20 protein-coding genes are annotated in these 20522 nt (G+C 69.1%); 9 read left to right on the plus strand and 11 right to left on the minus strand.

Features of this window, described 5'->3' with window-relative positions:
• Positions 1–45: 45 nt before the first annotated feature.
• Positions 46–897: a class I SAM-dependent methyltransferase gene (locus AB0M70_RS31080; protein WP_365825083.1), complete on the minus strand. Its 852-nt coding sequence runs from the start codon at positions 895–897 to the stop codon at positions 46–48.
• Positions 898–971: 74 nt separating this feature from the next.
• On the opposite strand from AB0M70_RS31080, the gene AB0M70_RS31085 reads away from it, so the two are divergent.
• The 3 genes from AB0M70_RS31085 to AB0M70_RS31095 all read left to right on the plus strand — a co-directional run bounded on the left by AB0M70_RS31085 (position 972) and on the right by AB0M70_RS31095 (position 3092).
• Positions 972–1574 (plus strand): TetR/AcrR family transcriptional regulator, encoded by a 603-nt coding sequence (locus AB0M70_RS31085; protein WP_365825085.1) that lies wholly within the window; start codon positions 972–974, stop codon positions 1572–1574.
• A 199-nt stretch (positions 1575–1773) separates the two neighbouring features.
• Entirely contained in the window at positions 1774–2715 is a 942-nt protein-coding gene (locus tag AB0M70_RS31090; protein ID WP_365825087.1) for an FG-GAP repeat protein, read from the plus strand.
• Positions 2631–3092, plus strand: coding sequence for a hypothetical protein (locus AB0M70_RS31095; RefSeq protein WP_365825089.1), 462 nt, complete (start codon positions 2631–2633; stop codon positions 3090–3092). The genes AB0M70_RS31090 and AB0M70_RS31095 overlap by 85 nt, the downstream gene beginning before the upstream one ends.
• Before the next feature lie 87 nt (positions 3093–3179).
• Here the strand turns inward: AB0M70_RS31095 and AB0M70_RS31100 are convergent, their stop codons facing one another.
• From AB0M70_RS31100 to AB0M70_RS31110, 3 genes are all read right to left on the minus strand, one after another.
• Positions 3180–3416: a hypothetical protein gene (locus AB0M70_RS31100; protein WP_365825091.1), complete on the minus strand. Its 237-nt coding sequence runs from the start codon at positions 3414–3416 to the stop codon at positions 3180–3182.
• 270 nt (positions 3417–3686) lie between these two features.
• On the minus strand, positions 3687–4628 hold the full coding sequence (locus AB0M70_RS31105; protein WP_365825093.1) for an endo-beta-N-acetylglucosaminidase H: 942 nt from the start codon (positions 4626–4628) through the stop codon (positions 3687–3689).
• Positions 4629–4983: 355 nt separating this feature from the next.
• The gene (locus tag AB0M70_RS31110; RefSeq protein WP_365825095.1) at positions 4984–6567 is read right to left on the minus strand and encodes a putative Ig domain-containing protein; all 1584 of its coding nucleotides are present in this window, start codon (positions 6565–6567) and stop codon (positions 4984–4986) included.
• 630 nt (positions 6568–7197) lie between these two features.
• On the opposite strand from AB0M70_RS31110, the gene AB0M70_RS31115 reads away from it, so the two are divergent.
• Positions 7198–9912 carry a LuxR C-terminal-related transcriptional regulator gene (locus AB0M70_RS31115; RefSeq protein ID WP_365825097.1) on the plus strand — a complete coding sequence of 905 codons (2715 nt, stop codon included), beginning with the start codon at positions 7198–7200 and terminating at the stop codon, positions 9910–9912.
• A gap of 69 nt (positions 9913–9981) precedes the next feature.
• Here the strand turns inward: AB0M70_RS31115 and AB0M70_RS31120 are convergent, their stop codons facing one another.
• A complete protein-coding gene (locus AB0M70_RS31120; protein ID WP_365825099.1) occupies positions 9982–10746 on the minus strand; it encodes an SDR family oxidoreductase in 765 nt (254 codons plus the stop codon).
• Positions 10747–10799: 53 nt separating this feature from the next.
• Between AB0M70_RS31120 and AB0M70_RS31125 the strand changes: the two genes are divergently transcribed.
• Both AB0M70_RS31125 and AB0M70_RS31130 read left to right on the plus strand, forming a co-directional pair.
• Positions 10800–11450, plus strand: coding sequence for a TetR family transcriptional regulator (locus AB0M70_RS31125; protein ID WP_365825101.1), 651 nt, complete (start codon positions 10800–10802; stop codon positions 11448–11450).
• A 7-nt stretch (positions 11451–11457) separates the two neighbouring features.
• Positions 11458–12027, plus strand: a complete 570-nt coding sequence (locus tag AB0M70_RS31130) for a hypothetical protein (RefSeq protein WP_365825103.1) — start codon at positions 11458–11460, stop codon at positions 12025–12027.
• A gap of 51 nt (positions 12028–12078) precedes the next feature.
• Here the strand turns inward: AB0M70_RS31130 and AB0M70_RS31135 are convergent, their stop codons facing one another.
• On the minus strand, positions 12079–12627 hold the full coding sequence (locus AB0M70_RS31135) for a sugar O-acetyltransferase (RefSeq protein ID WP_365825105.1): 549 nt from the start codon (positions 12625–12627) through the stop codon (positions 12079–12081).
• Between the two features lie 190 nt (positions 12628–12817).
• On the opposite strand from AB0M70_RS31135, the gene AB0M70_RS31140 reads away from it, so the two are divergent.
• A complete protein-coding gene (locus tag AB0M70_RS31140) occupies positions 12818–13759 on the plus strand; it encodes a LysR family transcriptional regulator (RefSeq protein ID WP_365825107.1) in 942 nt (313 codons plus the stop codon).
• A 538-nt stretch (positions 13760–14297) separates the two neighbouring features.
• Here the strand turns inward: AB0M70_RS31140 and AB0M70_RS31145 are convergent.
• Complete coding sequence (locus AB0M70_RS31145; protein WP_365825109.1) at positions 14298–15035, minus strand: SDR family oxidoreductase; 738 nt, start codon at positions 15033–15035, stop codon at positions 14298–14300.
• 84 nt (positions 15036–15119) lie between these two features.
• Here AB0M70_RS31145 and AB0M70_RS31150 point away from each other — a divergent pair, with 84 nt between their 5' ends.
• The gene (locus AB0M70_RS31150; protein WP_365825111.1) at positions 15120–15722 is read left to right on the plus strand and encodes a TetR/AcrR family transcriptional regulator; all 603 of its coding nucleotides are present in this window, start codon (positions 15120–15122) and stop codon (positions 15720–15722) included.
• A 183-nt stretch (positions 15723–15905) separates the two neighbouring features.
• Here the strand turns inward: AB0M70_RS31150 and AB0M70_RS31155 are convergent, their stop codons facing one another.
• From AB0M70_RS31155 to AB0M70_RS31165, 3 genes are all read right to left on the minus strand, one after another.
• Positions 15906–16655 carry a dienelactone hydrolase family protein gene (locus tag AB0M70_RS31155; protein ID WP_365825113.1) on the minus strand — a complete coding sequence of 250 codons (750 nt, stop codon included), beginning with the start codon at positions 16653–16655 and terminating at the stop codon, positions 15906–15908.
• Positions 16656–17057: 402 nt separating this feature from the next.
• Positions 17058–17543, minus strand: a complete 486-nt coding sequence (locus AB0M70_RS31160) for a hypothetical protein (RefSeq protein WP_365825115.1) — start codon at positions 17541–17543, stop codon at positions 17058–17060.
• 91 nt (positions 17544–17634) lie between these two features.
• Positions 17635–18813, minus strand: a complete 1179-nt coding sequence (locus AB0M70_RS31165; RefSeq protein ID WP_365825117.1) for a helix-turn-helix transcriptional regulator — start codon at positions 18811–18813, stop codon at positions 17635–17637.
• A gap of 132 nt (positions 18814–18945) precedes the next feature.
• Between AB0M70_RS31165 and AB0M70_RS31170 the strand changes: the two genes are divergently transcribed.
• The gene (locus AB0M70_RS31170; protein ID WP_365825120.1) at positions 18946–19491 is read left to right on the plus strand and encodes a flavoprotein; all 546 of its coding nucleotides are present in this window, start codon (positions 18946–18948) and stop codon (positions 19489–19491) included.
• A gap of 120 nt (positions 19492–19611) precedes the next feature.
• On the opposite strand, the gene AB0M70_RS31175 is transcribed toward AB0M70_RS31170, so the two are convergent.
• On the minus strand, positions 19612–20520 hold the full coding sequence (locus tag AB0M70_RS31175; protein WP_365825122.1) for a LysR family transcriptional regulator: 909 nt from the start codon (positions 20518–20520) through the stop codon (positions 19612–19614).
• Positions 20521–20522: the final 2 nt, after the last annotated feature.

Below are 20522 nucleotides of genomic sequence, written 5' to 3' on the forward strand. Positions count from 1 at the left end.
CCGCTCACTGCAGAACGCTTCGTCGCACTGCGGAGCGTCCACCACTCACGTGCCGGTGCGTACCGCCGTGGTCGCCAGGGTGGTGTAGGTCATCAGGAAACGTCCACCCAGTACGTCGATTGCGTCCCCGACCGCGTCCAGTACCTCGGTCAGCTGAGCGGGAGGGAGTTGGGTGAGGCCGCCGGTGGTGGGCAGCAGGTCCAGCCACTGGTCGCGCGTGTAGGACTGCTCCCAGTCGAAGCGCCACTGTTCGGGCTCGGTGAACTGCTCGGTCTCACGAATCTTGTCGGCGAACCGCGCGTATCCCGCCTGATAGACGTCGAGCGGACGACGGGCCGACTGGGCCGGCCGGCCGTTGAGCGGGGAGTCGGGTGCCACCCGGCGGTAGGCAGCGGCAAACGCTTCCGCCACCTCGATCGGCGGCTCGTACACGTGGCCGAAGATCGCCAGACGGCCCCCTGGACGCAGCACCCGCGCGGCCTTCTCCGCCCCGGCGACCGGATCCATCCAGTGCCATGACTGGGCGGCGATGACCGCATCGAACGTCCGGCCGGCCGGCTGCCAGGCTTCGAAGGTGGCCACCTCGACCCGAAGGCCCTGTGCTCGCGCGAAGTCGGCCATCCGCGCATCGGGCTCGACGCCGAGCACAGTGCAGCCGGCGGCCTGGAACTGGCGGGCTGCGATGCCGGTGCCGCAGCCGACATCGAGCACGTCGAGTTCGTTGAGCGTGTCGGAACGGGTGCTCCCGGCGAGGATGCGCTCCACCAGCGCATCGGGGTAGCGGGGCCGCACCTGGTCGTAGCGCTGCGCGTCGGCGCCGAACGACTGGGCCATCCGCCGGGCTTCATGGGGTTCCACCGGAGACGACCCCGGCTGCTCTCGAGGTAAAGTGGGCATGTGCCCACTCTAGTGGGCGCTTGCCCACTAGGCAATGGTCGCCCGACGGGCAGACGAAACGAGAGGATCGTTGAGTGCCGACTGGGGTGCACCTTCGCGACGCCCGGCAGCAGCTGTTCGAGGCTGCCGAACGCGTGCTCCTGCGAGACGGGCCGAACGGGCTGACCAGCCGGGCCGTCACCGACGAGGCGGGCTACGCCAAAGGCGTCCTGCACCGGCACTTCACCGATTTCGATGCCTTCCTCGCCGACCTGGTGCTCGACCGGGCCGCGCAGCTCGAGGCGCGGGCGACCGCGCTGCGCGAGTCCGCCGGCAGCGGCACGGTGGCCGACAACCTCACTGCCGCACTGACCACCCTGTTCGGGCCGATTCCGGTGGCGATCATCCCGCTCATCACCTTCCGCGACGAGCTGCGCGCCCGGCTGCGACAAGCCAGGCCCGGCGGCGGCATCGCGATCCTCGCCCAAGCCACGACGGCGGTCTCCGACTACCTGGGCGACGAGCGTGAACGGGGCCGCATCGCGGCCGACGCGGACATCGACTCGCTCACCCTCTCCCTGGTCGGTGGCGGACATCTCCTGTTCGCAGACCGAGACGCCGGCCCGCCGTCCACCGCGGCCGTCAGCAAACTCGTGACCGCAATCGTCGGTACGTTCGTGACACGACACCCGGGCTGAGGCCTTCCCCTCCCGTCGGGCGTGGTGCGGAAGGCACCGTTCGTACCGTCACGTGTCCAGTCCGGTGGCGGCGCCGTTCACGTGGACAGTGGCGCCCTGAACCTGGCGCCAACCACCGGTGAACTCCGTACAACCAGCCCCGCCCTTCGACGGTCACACCAATACAGACCCAAGCCCCGTCGACCGAGTGGGAGCCACCGTGCCACACCGCCGCCGCCTTCTGACGTACGCCATCGCGGCCGCCACTGCGGCCACCGCCGGGTTCGTGTTCCCGCCCGGTGCCACCGCTGCCGCACCCGGCACCGTCACGAGTGACTTCAACGGCGACGGTTACGCGGACCTGGCCGTCGGCGTCCCGGACGGAACCGTGGCCGATCAGGCCAAGGCCGGGTATGTGAACGTCGTCTGGGGCGGCCCGAAGGGCGTCGGCGCCCATGGAAGCATCCGTGTCACCCAGGCCACGCCCGAGGTTCCCGGCTCCCCGGAGGCAGGCGACCGCTTCGGGGCGTCCGTGACGCTGACCGACCTCAACGGCGACGGCATCGCCGAACTGCTCGCCGGTGCCCCCGGCGAGGACGTCACCGAGCGCGGTACGGACGCGGGCATGGTCATCGCCGTGGGCGGCTCGAAGACCGGGCCTGGGCCGGGGTCGACGGTCCTGACCGGGCCGTCACCGTCGGCCGCCTACGGCAAGTCGATCGCTGCGGCCAACCTGACCGGCGGCGACAACAAGGCGATCGTGGTCGGCGGCACGGACAAGGTCGTCGCTCGTGTCATCGTCGGCGAGGACAGCATGGTCACCACCGTCGTCGCCGCCCCCATGGGCGGCCGCGCGCCTGTCCTGGCCACCGGCGACTTCGACAGCGACGGCACGGCGGACCTGGCCACGAGGACCTGGCGCTCGGTGAGTGCCGTGAGATCGCCGACGAGAACATCGACGACCCGTGCGGCCCCGAGGGTCTCGCCAAGGGCGGCGCCATCCACGTGCACTACGGAAGCCCCGCGAGCGGCTCGTTCGGCACCCGTGACCAGACCCTCAACCAGGACACCGAAGGCGTGCCGGGGGCGGCCGAGGACGGTGACCGCTTCGGTGCCGCCCTCGCCGTCTCCGACGTCAACCGTGACGGCCGGGAGGATTTGATCGCGGGCGCTCCCGGTGAAGCCATCGGGAACGAAGCGGGAGCGGGCGCCGCGTGGCTGCTGCGCGGCGGTGCGCAGGGCCTCCTCGACGCCAAGGGCGCTGCCAGTTCCCTTACCTGGAACCAGGACACCTCCGGTGTCCCGGGCGTCGCCGAAGCGGGTGACGCCTTCGGCGCGGCGGTCGCCGCGGGCGACTACAACGCCGACGGTGCACCGGACGTCACGGTCGGATCCCCGGGCGAGAACTCATCGCTGGGCGCCGCATGGCTCTTCCCCAAGGGCGCGGCCAACGGCTCGGCAGCCTTCTCGCCCCGCACGCTCGCCCTCCCGTACCTCACGACGGCGCACAAGTACGGCAAGCCGCTGAGCAGCCACTGAGTGCGCGACGGCTGTCGCGAAGGCAGTGACTGCTGACGGGGCGGGCCGGCGGTGTCGGATGGTGTCGGATGGCGTCGGCCTTTCCGGCTATGCGGTGTCGGGAGCCTGCTGGATGGGGTGCAGTGTGACCCGCTGCTCCTCCGGCACCCAATCAGCTCCGCCCTGAAGCTCGATCGCCGCGGCGACGAACTTATCCGTGTCGAGGCCGTACGATCCGTCTTCGCCGGGCTCCTCCCGCATCAGAGCCTCGGTGACCGGGACGGAGACGTAAGCCTCCTCCAGCGTCGTGCGCTGCAAGCGCACCGAGATCGAATAGCTCGTCATGACTCCCCCAAAGTCGACCGCTGTCCCTAACGGCAGCCGAAGAATCCCCAGTGGTCGGCACCTTGATGTGCCGACTGCGGTCGATCATCCCTCACCGGGGCTCAATTGCGGTCGTGCGGAACCGAATCGCGACACTGAGGTGTTCACGGGCGGGCAGAGCGACCGCGCCCTCGACATCGTTGTCGAGGGCGCGGCCTGAGCGGATCGTTGCAGCTTCAGGGGACGAGGCAGGCCCCTGGGTTGCACCGCGCGCCGCAGCGGGCGCTCGCCCTACGGCGTGTAGACGGCATCACTGCCGTACAGCTCCCTGGTGAACGCCGAGACGTCGGCGCTGCGATCGGTGCCGTCGAGGTTGTACGTCAGATAGACGCCGTATCCCCCGCTGACGGTGCGGCGGGCCAGGTCGGCGGCCGCGCTCTGCGAGGTACGGCCGATCTCGACGGCCGCCGGGGACAGCTTCGACTTGGGCAGGGCGATGGCGGGGACCTGCCAGGTGCCGTAGTACGGGTTCCAGGCGTAGTCGAACTTGGAGGAGATGTCGACGCCGCCGTAGGACAGGCGGGATGCGGCCGGGCCGATGTTGTAGAGGCTGATGATCTTGTCGGGCATGTTCGCGCGCAGTGCCGACACCAGGTGGACGAACGAGCTGGCGTTGGGCTGGCCGGTGCCGTTGTTGCCGTACTCGGCGTACTCGTCGTCGAAGTCGATGCCGTCGAGACCGTACTTGGTCACGGTGTCCGACATCTGCTTGGCGAAGGACGAAGCGGCCTGCTGGGACGGGAAGTTGGCGAACCCTGCGCCCTGGTGGTTGCCGAGGACGGAGAGGACGACCTTGATGCCCTTCGCCTGCAGCGGCCGTATCTGCGTGTCGGCGTTGTCGAGGACACGCTGCACGTTCTCGTTGAAGTGCAGGTAGGCGGCCTTCTTGCTCGTGTCGTAGTTGATGTTCGCCGCGAAGATCACGGCGACGTCGAAGACGTTGTCTCCGCCGTCGGCGAGCTTGTACTTGCCGACGTTGAGCATGCTGTTGTTGTTCACCTCGACGTACGCCACCGAGGTCGGTCCCTGTTTCGCTGATGCGGGAGCAGGAGCCGGGGCGGGCGCGGGGGCCGCTGCCGCACCGGTTGTGGCGGTCGCGCCGAAGGCGAGGGCCGCGACGGCCGAGAGAGCGAGCGCGGCGGTGCGCGCTCTGCTCCGTACCTGAGTGAACATCGTTGATCGGTCTCCCATCGCACGGTCGGCGCTTCCGACTTGTTCGAAAGCGCCGAGTGAGCTCCCCGATCTTTTCGCTCCCGTGACCGAATCCCCAGAATGGTGCGCGAATTCTTCACGACTCCCACCCATGACTCGCCACAACCCCGGCCCTGCGGTACGGAGTTGCCGAGGACGCCGAGCGAGCCGAGGCCGGTGAACAGCGTGCGGGGCATCGAGGCCGACATCGGCGTCAGCGCCGCGGCGTACGGGCTCGGCGCGGGCGGACGCCGCGCGCAGGCTGGAGGCACCCATGTGAGGAGCCTCCAGTCTGCGGGTGGACGCGGGCTGCGGGTGGACGCGGGCTGTGCGTTGCCTAGTTGAAGACGTACCAGCTGAGAGTGATGGCCGCGGTCTTCCCCGCGCCGTCCTTGACGGTGATCCGGCTGGTGTGGATGCCCCAGGCCGTGGGGGTCCCCGAGATCGTGCCCGTGGTGGCGTTGATGGCCAGACCCGCGGGCAGGCCGGTGGCGGTGAAGGTGCGGGCTCCGGTTCCGCCGCCTGCGGTCAGGGGCAGGGAGAAGGGGCGCCCGGTGTAGACGGTCTGGTTGCCGGGATGCGCCAGGGTGAGGGTGCCGCCGCCGGGCGCGCTGATGGTCCAGGCGAACGTGGTGCTGCCGGTCTTCCCGGCGGCATCGGTGGCCGTGAGGGTCACTGTGCTGGTCCCTGCCGTGGTGGGTGTCCCGGTGACGGTTCCGGTACCCGCGTCGATCCGCAGGCCCGCGGGCAGCCCCGAGGCGCTCCACTTGTACGGGGCCGTGCCGCCCTGAGCGGTGTTGTTCAGCGTGGCGCTCTGCCCGACCGTGCCGCTCTGGTCGCTCACGGCGCCGACGGTGACCTCACCGGGCTCCGGGTTGCCGGTGGCCAGGGTCAGGTTCCACTTCTGCAGGGCTTCGTTGACCGGCTGGAAGATGGTGTTGGTCGCGCCGGAGCTTCCGCAGGTGGCGCTGCCGCCACCCGAGTGCAGCCCTACGGCCTTGCCACCGGCGGCCGTGACGTAGGAACCCCCGGAATCTCCGCCGGAGGAGCAGGCGTCCGTCCAGGAGAGGCCGTCGATGACGACGTTGCCGTAGTCGACGCTCTGGTTGACCTTGGTGATCTCTCCGCAGCGCCAGCCACTGGTCTGGCCGGAGCGGCACACGCTCTGTCCGACGACGCCCTCGGCGGAGCCGGTGACAGTGACGCCGCCCTGCCCGTGGCCGGCCACCTTCGGTGACAGGTCCCATCCGGCCTGGTCGACGGCCACCAGGCCGAAGTCGCCTTCGCGTGCGTTGATGCTGTGGCTTCCGCCTTGGTTGGAGGTGCCCAGGCGGCTGCCGTCCTTGCCGTAGGCGGGTTGGTTGGCGTCGTTGGTGCAGTGTCCGGCGGTAAGGAAGCCCTTCGTGACCCCGGAGGCGGTCACCGAGAAGCCGACGGAGCAGGGGCTCTCGCTGCCGGGTATCCACTTCTCGCCGCCGACGACGCTGCCCTGCTGCTGACGCGGCGCGTCGGTGATCGTGGAGTGGCTGACGATGTCTCCCAGGCTGCGCAGCCGCTCGATGAGCCGCCCGGTTTCCTTGGTGTGCCGGTCGGCGGCGGTGACGACGGCGATGCGGCCTGCGCGCGGGTCGACGCCCCAGGAGACGACTCCAGGGACGCCGCGGACCTGTCCGCGGACCACGGCGAGGGTCTCGGTCAGCTGGCGTGGCGTGTGGGTGGTGCGGTGGGCGATGGCTCCGAGTCGTTCGGCGGTGGCCGCGTCGGCGGAGCTGTTGAGACTGGCGTGCAACCGTCCCGACGCTCCGTCGAACCACAGGCCGACGACCCGGTCGCCGAGGGTGGAGGCGAGTCGGGTGGCCACCCCACTGGCCGCTCTCTCGTCGGCGATGCGGGTACGGGCCTGCTCCGGCGTCAGGTTCAAGTCGCGCTGGAGGGCGGACAGGAGGCCAGGAGCCGGGGGCCGGGGAGCGGAATCCTCTTGTGCAGAGGCGAGTTGGGGAAGCGCGGCGAGGGTGAGGCACGCGAGGGTGCCGGCGAGGGCAGCACGTAGCGTGGCGCTGGGAGGGGTGCTGCGGGGGGTGCTGCGAGGGCTGCTGCGAGGGGCGTTGGGCTTGGGCACGGTGGGGGCCTTTCTGCTGTGACTGTCGTGGTGCGACAGCGCTGTGGCTGCCGCGGTCCGACTGCGCTGTGACTGTCGCGGTGCGACGGCGCTGTGGCTGCCGCAGTGCGACTCGGCCGTGGCGGTCGCGGTGCGACGTGGACCGATAGCCGTGCAGCCTCGCGGCGCCAGCCATCAGCCACCATCAGAGAAGTCCCTGGCGTCACGCCCTGAGCCAGGACAGGCGAGCCGACCGCATTCACCGCCGCGGATCAGCCGGCCTCGGGCGGGCCCCACCTGCCATGTGGCGGGGTGTTCGTTCGGTGACCTTAGGATGGCGGGGTACCGACCCCCGATCGCCGGGTCGCCGACTCCGACAGGGGCCTCAGGGTTTTCCCTTGCACACGAGATCCGTGCTGGATCGGCTGCGCCGCAGAACCTAGGCTCACGGACGTGACCGAGGTGCGGGAGCCGGGCGACGCGGACGCCGTGTGGTGGCCGGAACAGGACCGGGTGGTGCGGGACGCGGAGGCCGCCCTGCGTGCGCTGGGCCGCGTCGTGGTGAGTGGGCCCTGGGGCACGGGAAAGTCGTACGTGGTGCGCGCGTTGGCCCGGCGCACCGGCGCCGCGGAGGGCATCCGGTGTCTGCCGCTGGCGGGGAGCAGGCAGCTGGAACGCGAACCATACGGACTCCTGGCGCAGTTGGTCGGGATGTTGCCGGCGTCGCTGGAAGCCGCGCCGCTGGTTGACCTGCGCCCGGAGCTGCGCGAGGCGAACCCACCGGCGGTCGCCCACGCGGCCAGGGCTCTACGGCAGTTGTGTCTCGACGACGGCGCCGAAGGCTGGACGATCCTGATCGACGACGCACACCTGGCCGACCACCTGAGCCTGGGCGTAATGGACTTCTGCTGCCGTACGCTTCCCGCCTCCCGCCTGCGGGTGGCTTTCACCCTTCCGTCCGCCCACTGCGTCTCGGGTGAGCAGAATGCCGCGCTCGGCGGGGGCCATGCCCCCTGGGTCGAGCTCCGGATGCTGACTGAGGCCGAAGTCGCCGCGGCGTTGGTGACCCAGGGCATCTCCGCCGGGCACGCCGCGTCCGTACACCGTGACAGCGGCGGCCATCCGCTGCTGGCCCGCGCTGCGGCGAGTTCCCTGAGCACGGAGCGCGGGCCCACCACCGAGCCCGCCCGCCTTGCGCAGGCATGGTGGCAGTCGGTCCCCTCCTCTTGGCGGGGCACCCTCACCGCGCTGTCACTGACCCGGTCGGCCGATGCCGCACTGTTCTGTGCCTGCGGGTACGCCGACGCCGAACGCGACGTGGATCGAGCGGACAGGGCGGGTCTCATCACCCGCGGCCCGTCAGGGACAGTCACCTTCGCCTCCGAACTACTCCGCCAGCAGGCCGAGTTCGCGATCAGCCCCACCGAGCGGGCAACCCTCCACCACGCTCTGGCCGCCGCCACGCCGGACCCACTCGCGGCAGCCCGGCATCGCCTGCTGGCCACGGCCGGTCCCGACGAACAAACCGCCCAGGACGGTGTGGCCGCGGCCCGCACGGCCCGAAGCTGCGCCGAGCCGGGCCTGGCCGCCGAGCTCATGCACCTGGCAGCGCGCCGCACCGCCGCCGGCGACCGGCCTCTCCTCTTGGAACGCTGGCTCCAGGCGTGTCGGGACGCGGCCGACGCCGGAGACGGGGACCTCGCCTCACGTGTCGTCGCCGCACTGACCCGGCTGCGCGCCCCCGACGCCGAGGCCGAAGCACTGCTGGCGCTCCTTGAGGCGCACGGCCAAGGGCTGGAGAACCAGAGCGCGACCCTGGCCCGCCTGGCGGCCCTGACCCGTTCCCATCCCTCGCTGCGCGCCCGGCTCGGGCTCTGCGCGGCCATCCGGCACAACATCGCGGGCCGCCCCCAGGAGTCCCTGGCCGCGGCCGAGCAGGCAGCGCGGGACGCGCGGTCCTGCGCACGGCCGGACATCGAGGCAGCCGCCCTGACCATGCAGGCCCGCATCGAACGCCTCATCCGGTGCGGTGACGCCAAGGCCACCCTCACCCGGGCACTCACGGTCAGCCCCGGCCTTCCGTCCGGCCAACTCCGCTACAGCCCGCACTACTTGCGGCTCCGCCACGCGCTCTACGACGACGACCACCCGACAGCGCAGAGCGGCCTGCACCATCTGCTCGGGCACGCCGAGGCCACGGGCAGCGCCGAGGACCTCCAGGAGATCTGGCGCAGTCTCGCCGAGAGCGACCTGCGCCGGGGCCACGTCGCCGCCGCCGAAGGCTGGAGCCGACGCGCCCTGCATCTCGCCCGTACGCTGCACCTCTCCCCCGGTCCCGCCTGCGCCACGCATGCCCTCGTACAGGTCGAGAGGGACGGTGCCGGCCCCGCCGCCGCCACGGCCCGATGGGGGCTGCAGCAGTCCAAGGAGGAAGAGGACAGCATCTTCACGGCGCGCAACCTGTACGCCCTGGCCCACGCACTGCTGTGTCTCCACCAATTCGAGGCGGCAGCGGCCGCTTTGAGCGAGGTGGCCGACCTTGAGCAACAACAACACACGGCCGATCTCGCAGCCTTCAAATGGCACCATCTGTACGCCGACGCACTCACCCTGGCCGACCGCCCGGACCAGGCCGAGCACTTCCTTACCGAGCTCGCCGCGGAGCACCCACAACCGGCCCCGGTTGTCACCGCGGCCCTGCTCCGCAGCCGGGCGCGGATCGACCTCCACCACCACCGGACCGACCAGGCCGCCGACCGTCTGACCGAAGCGGCCCTCGCCTTCGACGCGTCACACCTGCCTCTTGAGCACGCACACACCCTGGTCCTGCTGGGGCAGGCAGAGCAGAAACGGCGCCGGGCAGCGGCCGCACGGCGCCACCGGGAACACGCCCACGACCTCTACACGCAGGCCCAGGCGACCTACCGCGCCGAGCGCACCCACCACCTCCTCCACCGACTCGACCGCACCACGCCGACCGGCCCGGGGCAGGACCTGACGCAGGTCGAGGCGGACATAGCCCGACAGGTCGCCTCCGGGGCATCCAACCGGGAGGTGGCCAACACACTCTTCATCTCCGTCAAGACGGTCGAGGCCCACCTGAGCCGCATCTACCGCAAGCTCTCCCTGACCTCACGCACGCAATTGGCCTTGCGGATGCGGACGTAGAGGCAAGTCCTTCGCCATCCATTGAGCGCCGCCAGGTCGAGACCGCCGCGTCTTCTCACCGCTTGCCGCTCAGACCCGTGGCCCCAGGAACAGGCCGCCGCTTGCGTCGATGACCTGGCCGGTGATCCAGCGGGCGGCGTCCGAGGCGAGGAAGGCGACCACGTCGGCGACGTCGCCGGGCCCGCCCAGCCGGTCGAGCGCTGTCATGCCGGTGATCTGTTCGGTGAGGCCGGGCAGGTCGAAGACGTCTCCGTTGGTCGGCGTCCTGGTCGCTCCGGGGGCGACCGCGTTCACCGTGATCCCCCGGGCCCCGAGCTGGTTGGCCAAGGTCTTGCTCATGGTCTCGACCGCGCCCTTCGTCATCGCGAAGGAGGTCTGCGTCGGGTTGGCCATACGGGTCGCCACCGACGAGATCGTGAGGATACGGCCGCCATCGCGCAGCAGGGGCAGCGCGCGCTCGATGATGAAGTACGGAGCTCTCACGTTCACCGCGAACAGGTGGTCGAACTGCGCCCGGGTCGTCACGCCCAGCGGGCCGGCCGGCGGGGCCGCGGCATTGTTGACGAGAATGTCGAGCGGACGGTCGGCCAACGCGGCCTGCACGCCGGCGAAAAGCGTCTCGACGTCGTCGTCCACGCCCAACTCGGCCCGAACGGCGCAGGCGCTCCCACCGGCGCTTTCTATCGCCTCGACCGTCGCCGCAGCCCCGCTCTCGTCCGTGCCGAAGTGCACGATGACCATGGCTCCTTCGGCTGCCAGCCGGGACGCGATCGCCTGCCCGATGCCACGCGACGCGCCCGTCACCAATGCCGTCCTGCCGACAAGATCACTCATGTCGCCCACCCCACCCTCATGTTAGTCACTAACATTGCGGTAGTGTCTACCACATGAGTGAGCGAGAACCGACCCTGCGGGAGCGACAACGATCCGAGACACGGCGCGTCATTCAGACGCACGCGGTAGGGCTCTTCACCGACCGCGGGTACGACGCCGTGACCGTGGCCGACGTCGCCGCGGCCTCCGGCGTCTCGGCCATGACCGTCTACCGGCACTTCCCCACCAAGGAAGACCTCGTCCTCATCGAGCAGCCGGGCCGGCTCATCGCCGAGCGGGTCGCCGCGTCGCAGGCCACGCACCCCTTGGTGCGCCGCGTCGGCGGCGCCCTCATCGAGGCCGCCACGGCGCTGACCTCCGACGACGGCGCCCCACCGGACTCGCCGGACGCGGATGAACGGTTTCTGCTGGACAGCCTGCGGCTCATGGTCGCGACGCCCGCACTGCGGGCCAGGCACCTCGACAGCCAGTACGCGCTTCAGCAGGCCATCGTCGAAGCCCTAGGGCACGACACGGACGACACGACCGACGCCGACGCCGCGTTCAGCGCCCACGCGGCCACCAGCGCCTGCCTGGCCGCGATGCACACGGCACTCACCCGCTGGGCGCAGGACAACGGCCAGACAAGACTGCCCGACCTGATTACGCAGGCACTCGCCGCGTCCTTCGGCGATATCGCCGTCGTCGGCGTTCACAGGAAGTGAGCGGCAGATGCTTGAAGGCGGGCAGGAAGGGCTGACGAAGCTGTGGCAGCAGCGGTGGCCCAGTTGCCCTCCGGTGGGGTACCAGCTGCGTGATCCGTATCGGGATGTCTGGGTTCGCTTTCACAGCTTGCCGGAGTCGAAGCGGTACGCGGCGGATGAGAGCGAGTACACGATTGTTCTGGAGCGTTACAACACCGTCCTTGATGAGTTGTTCGCTGGTGCGGACGTATACGTGATCACTCCGCTTTGGACGACCGAAGCCGAGGTTCCGCCGTGCCCACCCGGCGCGGACTACTGGCAGAGCCTGCTGGTGAGGGACGATCCCGATCCTGAGTTCCGCACGTACTCCCACCTGTTCACCGTCCGCCGCCCCTGGCGGCATGGCTGCATCGACGCGTTGCTGCGGGACGTCGCCGACGAAGAAGTGGCGGGAGTCCTCATCGCCGACACTCGCATGCAGCGCATCCACCATCCCTACGACGGTGGCGCCGACGTCTTCCTCCCTACCTCCGAGGAACGAGACCGCATGCGCGATCGCCATGCCGACTGGCTTTCCAGGCATCCGTCGGGGCTGTGACCGTCAGGGCTGTTCCGACGCTTTCCGCCCCGACTTCTCGTCCCCGCGCGCTCAATCGTTCCAATGCTTGCGCGTGCGCGCGGCCGGGCCGGTCACCAAGGTGTTCGGGGGGACATCCTTCGTGACGACGGATCCGGCGCCGACCACGGCACCGTGTCCGATCGTGACGCCGGGGAGGACCGTCACGTCCGCGCCGAGCCATGCGTTGGCCCCGATCGTGATGGGCGCACGCGTGATGAAATCGCTGCGTTCCGGCATCGTGAGGGGGTGGTCGGAGGAGATGAGGTTGGTCTTCGGGCCGATCAGGACGCCGTCGCCCAGGTAGATGCCGCCCTGGTCCAGGAAGGTGCAGCTCTGGTTGACGAAGACGTGCTCCCCGAACTCGATGCGGAGCCCGTGATCGGTGTAGAAGGGCGGATAGACGGTGACGGACTCGGGGACCGGCTTGCCGATGATCTCGGAGAGCAGGGCCGCGCGGGTGACCTTGTCGTCGAAGGGCAGGACGTTGAGCCGAGAGGTGAGCGTGGTCACGTGCTCGATCCGCTCGGCTACCCGCGCCCACTCGGGAGTGCGGACGTAGAGACGGTTCAGATCAGGCATGAAAGGTCCTCGCGATGGGGCGCCCGCGGGCGCACAGCCGTTGAATGACACCTGCCGGTCACGCCAGTTGAGCAACCAGACGTTGACCGGAGGTCGACCCGAATCATCAAAGCGACCGGCCCACGTTGGAATCAAACAACGATCACTACCGGCATCAACAACCATTGGTTGTCTGACTAGACTGCGGCGCATGGACGTCATGGCCATGCGCACCTTCGTCGCCGTAGCGGACGCGGGACAATTCCAGGAGGCTGCCGCCGATCTGCGGATCACGCCGCAAGCCGTGTCCAAGCGCGTTGCCGCACTGGAGAAGGAACTCGGTGTCCAGCTCTTCACCCGCGACGCCCGCGGGGCACGGCTCACCATCGACGGGCAGGCGTTCCTCCCTCACGCCCGCTCCTTTCTCGACTCAGCGGAGCGCGCTGTCGCGTCCGTGCGGCCGGGGCATCGGGCCCTGCGCGTCGACGTGATCGGCCGCCAGCTCTCTCTGGCAGGGCTGTTGCGCGGCTTCCATCACGCCCACCCCGAGGTCGAGTTGGACGTCGTGACGCTGTTCGACTCCGATGCGGCCATCACGGCGGTGCGGGACGGGACCATCGACGCGACGTTCCGCGCCGTGAGCATGCCGGGCCGGCAACTGCCCCAAGGCGTGGAAGCCACTCCCGTCTTCGATGAACCCCTGCACCTGTTCACCGGAGCAGGGCATGAGTTCGCCGACGCCGCCACGCTCACGCCAGCCCAACTCGCCGGGCGGCACATCTGGATGCCCGGCAATCTGCCCGGCACCGAATGGGACGCCTACTACGCCGAACTCGCCGCCGACTTCGGCATCATCATCGACTCAGTGGGGCCGGACTTCGGCATCGAGGCTCTGCTCGACACCATCGCCGGCTCCACCAAACTGGCCACCTTCGTCAGCGAACAGACCCCTCTGGTGTGGCCCGTCGGCCACACCCTGCGCCGCATTCCCCTCAAAGATCCGACTCCGGTCTATCCCCACTCGCTGATCTGGCGCACGCACAATCCACACCCCTCCCTGGACGCGCTGCGCCGTCATCTCACCGCCGCGTATCCCGGCCGCCCCAAGAGCGATGTCTGGGCGCCGAATTGGAGCTACCCCGCCCAGCCCTGATGTACTCATTCGCTCTGTTGTTGCGGAGCAGTGGGCCCGCCGGAATACGGCGACGAAGACAGGTCAGACCGCGAGAGCCCAAACCTCACGGATGCCCTGCATGCTGTCCGGCGGGGTTCGACCCTCGCACTGCTGACAGAGGGCGGCACGCGCGCACGTCTGCGGCTGCGCCGTCCCGGCTTGGGCCTTGCGTACGGTCAGCCAGACCGCGATATAGGCAGGTCCGGTCGTAATCACAGCTACGGCGATCTCGGTCAAGGCCATCGGTCTCACCCCCCAGGCACGCTTTCGTCTCCTTATCACCATAGGGGTGGGGGGTGTTGACGGAAAGCGGCTTACCACGAAGGAGCCAATGGGGGCCGGATCGACCCCTGCACATGGCTCAATTGGAAAGGGTCGCCTGGTAAGGGTGCCCGTTGGTACTCAGCGAACTGCGCCGTTCCGGCCCCGCCCCTCCGGTCCCCGTACGACGCCGTACGCGACCGGAGTGCGCCCCCTCACCTCGATGGGAACCGGACGCGCACCACCGGCCGCCGTTTCACGCCCGGGTGTAGCCGCCGTCCGCGAAGAGTTCCGCGCCGGTGACGAACGACGAGGCGTCCGAAGCCAGGAAAAGGGCGGCCTCGGCGATTTCCTCGGCGTCGGCCAGCCGACCCAGGGGTACGACGGCCTCGGCGAACTGGTCGACGCCCGGCCCCGCGGCGCCCAGCAGGCCAGGGGTCCGCGTCGGTCCCGGGCTGAGCACGTTGACCCGGAAGCGGCGCTCCCGCGACTGCCGGGACCAGTTGTGCACGAGGTTGCTCAGCGCCGCCTTGGAGGCACTGTAGACCTCGAGTTGCTCATTGGGCCGCACGCTGTTGCTCGAGCCGACGACCACGATGGAGGCGTTCTCCGCAAGCAGCGGAAGCGCCTTCTGAACGGTGAACAGTGGGCCCTTGACGTTGACGGCGAGCGTCAGGTCGACGTTCGCCTCGGTGTGGGCACCGAGCGCGGCGTCCGCGACGATTCCCGCGTTGGCGACCAGCACGTCGATGCGACCGGCGTCCTCGCGGACTCGCGCGTAGAGCGCGTCCAGGTCGGCCAGGACCGAGACGTCGGATCGTACGCCGGTGGCCGCTGGACCCAACTCCTTGACTGCCGCCTCGAGGCGGTCGACGTCCCGGCCGGTCACGAAGACCCGCGCGCCCTCCCGGATGAAGCGGTGAGCGATGGCCAACCCGATCCCGCTCGTCCCTCCGGTGATCACGGCCACCTTCTCCTGCAGTACGCCTGGCATGTCGAACCCCTTCAGTTATGGAATCGATCGTCCATAACGTAGGCAGTAATGGACGATCGAGTCAAGAATGGCTACGCTGGAGTCATGCCGAGACCACGCGCATTCGACGAACGCCAAGTCCTGGAGCGGGCCCGGGAACAGTTCTGGGCGACCGGCTATGCGGGAACCCGGATGGACGACATCGCCCAGGCGACCGGCCTGGGCAAGGGCAGCCTGTACGGCGCGTTCGGCGACAAGGGCAAGCTGTTCCACCGTGTGTTCGGCGACTGGTGCACCGCAGTCGTGGAGGTGGCCGACGGGCGTCTGACGGGTGGACCGGACGCAGAGGCCTTGGCCCGGCTGTCGGCATACGTGCACCTGATGGCGGAGAACACCGCCTCCGACACCGAGCGCCGCGGGTGCCTGATGGCCAAAGGCGTGGCGGAGCTGGCCCAGCACGATCCGACGATCGCCAAGCGGTCGGCCGAGACCATGACGGCGCTGCTGACCCTGCTGCGGACGGAGATCAGCGCCGCCCAGCGCCACGGCGACATCGATGACGCTGCGGATCCTGAGCGGTTGGCGGCACTGCTGCTGACGGTGGTCCGCGGCATCGAGGCCGTGGGCAAGGCCGGCCTGGACCCGGAGACGGTGCGGAAGGTTGCAGACACCGCACTGGCGGTCCTGCCGATGCCCAAAGGGCGGTAACGCCTCGAGAACGGGCGCAGCCGACCCGCGCGAGAGCCGACTTCGAGACCTGACTCGGTGCCATCACGGCCACGTGAACAACCGACCCAGCATCCCTCCTGTGGCCCGCCGGACCACAGGAGGGATGCCGCCCACCAGACGACGAGTGAGGACCAAGCCGCTTGGCGAGTGGAGGTGGAGGTCTCAGCCGTTGGCCAGGGCCTGGTCCAGGAGATCGAGCAGGCGCTCCCAATGGCGCTTCAGTCCAGCGGCGTTGAAGGCGTCGGTGTCGGCCATGGTGAAGCCGTGGACGGTGCCGGGGTAGATCTCGGAGGTGTAGTGGACACCTGCGGTGTCCAGAGCCCGGTTGAGCTCGCCGAGGGCCTCGGGCGTCAGGTCGGTCTCGGCGTGTCCGAGGTGCACCTGTGCGGTGATCTTGGAGAGGAGGCCGTGCAGGCCGTCGGGCCCATCAGCGACCACAGGGCAGTGGAATCCGGCTACGGCGGCCACCCGGTCGGGGTGGGCCGAAGCGGTGCGCAGCGCGAGGAGACCGCCGATGCAGTAGCCGGTCACGGCCACCGGTCCGGCGGCCACCTCGGGTTGCGCGGTGAGGAACCTGAGGTAGGCGTCCGCGTCGCGCGCGACACGTTCGCCGGCGATGTGCTCCTCGATCAAAGGCATCAGCTGAGCAAGGATCGCGGGCCGTGCCTCTGCTCCGATGTATGCGGGAAGTTCGACCAGCGGTGCCGGGCCGTGCCGGTAGAAATAGTTGGGCACCAGCACGTAGTACCCGCGCTCGGCCAATTCCCGGGCCATCTCCGCCAGCACGGGCCGCATGCCGAAGGCATCCGCGTACAGCAGCACCCCCGGGTGCCGCTCGCCGTCATCGGGGAAGGCAGCGAAAGCGTCGGCCTGGCCGTCCGCGGTGGGAATCTGCAACGTCTTGGTAGGCATGAGTTCTCCTGTCGTGGTTGATGTGTAGAACCTGAGATCAACACGACGGAGGCGGGGCCCGCGCGGCAGGGCGAGACCGTGGGTCGAACAACGGGCCCACTCCGGCCCGTTCGGCGCTCAGGAGAGCACCGGGTAACCAGTCTGTGTATGGCGCGAGGCCGTCCCGGTAGTCATCGCCGCGCAGCTTAACTCACCGGACGGGCATTGCCCCACGGCCTGGCCTTGCCGCGACGGGAGGTCAGGCGTTCGTGGCTGCGAGACGGGCCGCCCGCAAAGCCCTCCGGAACCGACGGCCCTGTTCACACGACGCCTGCGTGCGACAGCGCGGGCATGATTCCACGTGTGCCAGGTACAGCTGATAGGCCGCCTGTACGACGCGGTCAGCATTCGCGGGAATGGACCTCACCGCTCTGCGTCCCTGACCGTGGTGCAGGCAAGCGTGATCAGGTCCCCCACGGCGGCAGGCTCGCATACATCGCCGACCTCGCGCGGCGGCACCACCCAGAACGTGCCCGGCGGCCTCAGCCGACCCAGGCGGGGCACGCCCAGATAGGTACCCACCGCCAGAAGCGGCGCGATGTGCTGGTACTTCCACGATGTCCTGCTCTGACAACGCATGAGCGGGTAGTAGGTGCCGCCCATGGTCCGATTGTCGTAGATGACCGGCCCGTCGAGGAGTTGCTCAAGGCATGCAGCGACGGGCTGCGGCTCGGACCTTCCCGCGGCGGCATGCACCAACTCCTCAGACAGGCGGGATGCGACGAAGCGGCTGCCAAGCGGCAGGAGAGCCACCCCACCCTCAGACCACTCACGCCAAGCCTGCGCGGGATTCTGCTGAGCGCGAGCAAGCCACTCGGCGATCTCGCTCTCTCCCTGTTGCGGATCCACGGTCTTCCCCTGCCGTCATTGCCGATCAGCTGCTGAACAAGGGTGACGACATGCGGGGGCATCAAGTGTCACTCGTCAGTGACAGCAGGAGTCACAGGCCAAGCCATGACGAGATATGGCCCAGCGCGTCAGGAGTTCGGCGCTGCTGATGTAGCAATCCTTCGACGGTCGCCCGAACTGCAGGGTGATAGCGGGTCTGTTGCGGGGCCAGCTTGCGGGCCTCAGCGATGGAGCGCAGGGCGGCTTCGTTGCGGCCCGTCTCCATCTCCGACCGCCCGCGATCGATCCATACATGGGCGCGCCGTGATGCAGGCCACGAGGGGGGCATCTTGAGTACCTTCGCCATCTCGACGGCCTTGCCGTACTCCCCCATCTCGGTGAGCGCAGAGAGCTCGTGTGCGGCGAGGTTCGTGGGTCCGAACGACAGCCAGTGAACGTGCCCCATCTCGCCGATCCGGTCAGCGATCTCTCTCGCCTGGGTCAGGTGCGTTTGAACGGTGCCGCCGTCACGGGCCCGCGCCGCGATGACGGTGGCGCCGAGGTGGAGCTGTCCCGTCACGGCGAGGGTCCCAGCGCATTTCTCCCCCTGGAGAAGCAGACGATGGCCGGCGCCAACCAGACGCAGGCCGATCGTGTGCTCGCCCTCCCGGTGGTAGACGAGTCCACGCATGTACTGACGTACGGCGGAGAGCACAGGATCGGAACCGCGTTGCGCTGCCCACTCCATCCGGTCCAGGGCGATCGTGGACAGGTCGTAGAACCCAAGCTTCACGGTGACGTCGTGGGCGGTGCGGTAGATGGAGCCGAGAGCTGCCCACAGATCGGTGGACGGCGTGCGGTATGCGGCCGTCGTCAGTTCGGTGATCAACCGGGGCAGCGTCTGCGCTGCTTTGTTGAGCTGCGTTGCTCTCACCTGCCGGCACAGGGCATCAGCGGCCTCGACGAGTGCGGAGGATTCCCGGGGCACCAAATCTGGATCCGCGCCGAGGTCATACAGATCGAGCGCTTCACGAATCGGACGTATCAACTCGGCGAGTCGATCCTGTTGCAGCTCGGTCATGTACGGCTGCCCTGTCAGGACCGTGACACCAACGTGCAGCGCCCGAGCACATGCCGCGGTGAAGTCCGGACTCGCCGCCTTGTATCCGCCTTCAACCTGATGCAACAGGCTATACGAGTAACCGATCTTCAAGGCCAGGCCACGCTGCGTAAGCCCGGCAAGCTTCCGCTGGGTCGCGATCCGCGCGCCTGGATGGTCGTCTCTGGGCATATCGGAACTCCGTTCCTGACTCGCCATCTGAACAGTACTCGCGCTGGGCGATGTTGAGCGGGTGCGTAGCCCTGACCCACCTGGGTCAGAGGCAGTTGCAGATGCCCCTCGGCGCGGGATGGGATGAGCGGCATGACCTCAAGAATGTTGTACCTGTTCGCTTCGGCCGCACCCCCTGCATTTGAACTAGAGCACGTCATCGAGAGGGCGCAGGCTGAGGGGTGGGAGGTGTGCCTGGGGCTTACGCCGACAGCTGCCCGCTGGCTGGACGAGAGCCTCGACCACCTGGCCACACTCACCGGGCACCCGGTCCGCAGCGAGTACAAACTTCCCGGCGAACCTGACGTATGGCCACAGGCCGATGTGATGCTCTTTGCCCCAGCCACGTTCAACTCCCTCAACTCGTGGGCGCTCGGCATCACCTCCACCTTTGTGGTGGGCGTGGTAGCCGAGGGGATTGGAAAGGGCGTTCCCACCGTCACGATGCCGTGCGTGAACGCCGCGTATGCCAAACACCGGCAGCTCGACCGCAGCATCACCGAACTGCGCGAACAGGGCGTCACGGTGCTGTACGGCGAAGGGGGGTTCACGCCGAATCCGCCCGGATCCGGTGCACCGAAAGGCTACCCGTGGGAAGCCGCGCTGACTGCCGTACGTCACCTGGTCGCCAGGGCATGACGACATGAGCGCTTGCCTGTGCTCCGGTAGACCAGAGCGAGCGCGCCTTACGTTGGCAGGGGTGGCGGCAGCGCCTGCCCGAGCGCCCACCCGAGGAAGCCATCGCCCACACTCTGTGGGTCAGGCCTCATCCACCGTCTCTACCTGTTCCTGGAGTGCCTGTATCAGGGTCATGACCCGCGGATGGCGGCGGCGGACGATCGTGGCAACTCCGATGTGGCGGGTCGGAGTCGGCGGTGCGATGGGGATGGTGCGTACTCCTGCCGTCTGGGGGGTCAGAGCGATGGAGGGGATCAGTGAGACTCCCACGCCCGCGGCGACCAGCGAGCGGGCGAAGAAGTAGTCGGTCGTCGTGCTGCGCACGTCCGGGTCGAAGCCTGCGCGTTCGGCGTAGCGGCGCAAGTACGCCTCGGTCTTGAGGCAACCGAGTACCCAGGGTTCGGCGGCCAGTTCGGCGATGTCGAGTGAGGCGCGGTCGGCCAGCCGATGGGCCTCGGGCAGGACGACATGCAGCGGATCTTCCATGAGCGCCGTCCACGCCAGGCTAGAGCTTGGGCCGAGCCGGCCGGGCAGCGGGCCGTCGAAGTGGTAGGCGAGGGCGACGTCAACGGCGCCCTGGCGCACCAGCGGAAGGCTGTCTTCGGGCTCGGCTTCCCTGACGTGGACCACGGTGTCGGGGTGGGCGGTGGCCAGGCCGGCGAGCGCGCCGGGCAGCAGGAGTCTGCCTCCGCTGGTGAAGGTGGCGATGGTGATCTGGGAGCGACCGCCGCCGAGTTGGTCGACCTGCTGCTTGGCGTGGACGAGTTCCGCCGCGACCGACTCGGCGGCCCCCACCATGATCCGCCCGGCCGGGGTGAGGGTGACTCCGCGGGTGCTGCGCGCCACAACCTGGGCGCCGAGGCTGCGTTCGAGTGCGGCGATGTGCTGGGAGACGGCGGAAGGGGTGAGGTGGAGGGCTGCCGCCGCCTGGTTGAAGCTGCCGTGTTCGGCCACCGTCCGCAGGACTCGGAGCCGCTGCACATCGATCAACA

It is taken from the genome of Streptomyces sp. NPDC051214 (assembly GCF_040682375.1).
Taxonomy (GTDB): Bacteria; Actinomycetota; Actinomycetes; order Streptomycetales; family Streptomycetaceae; genus Streptomyces.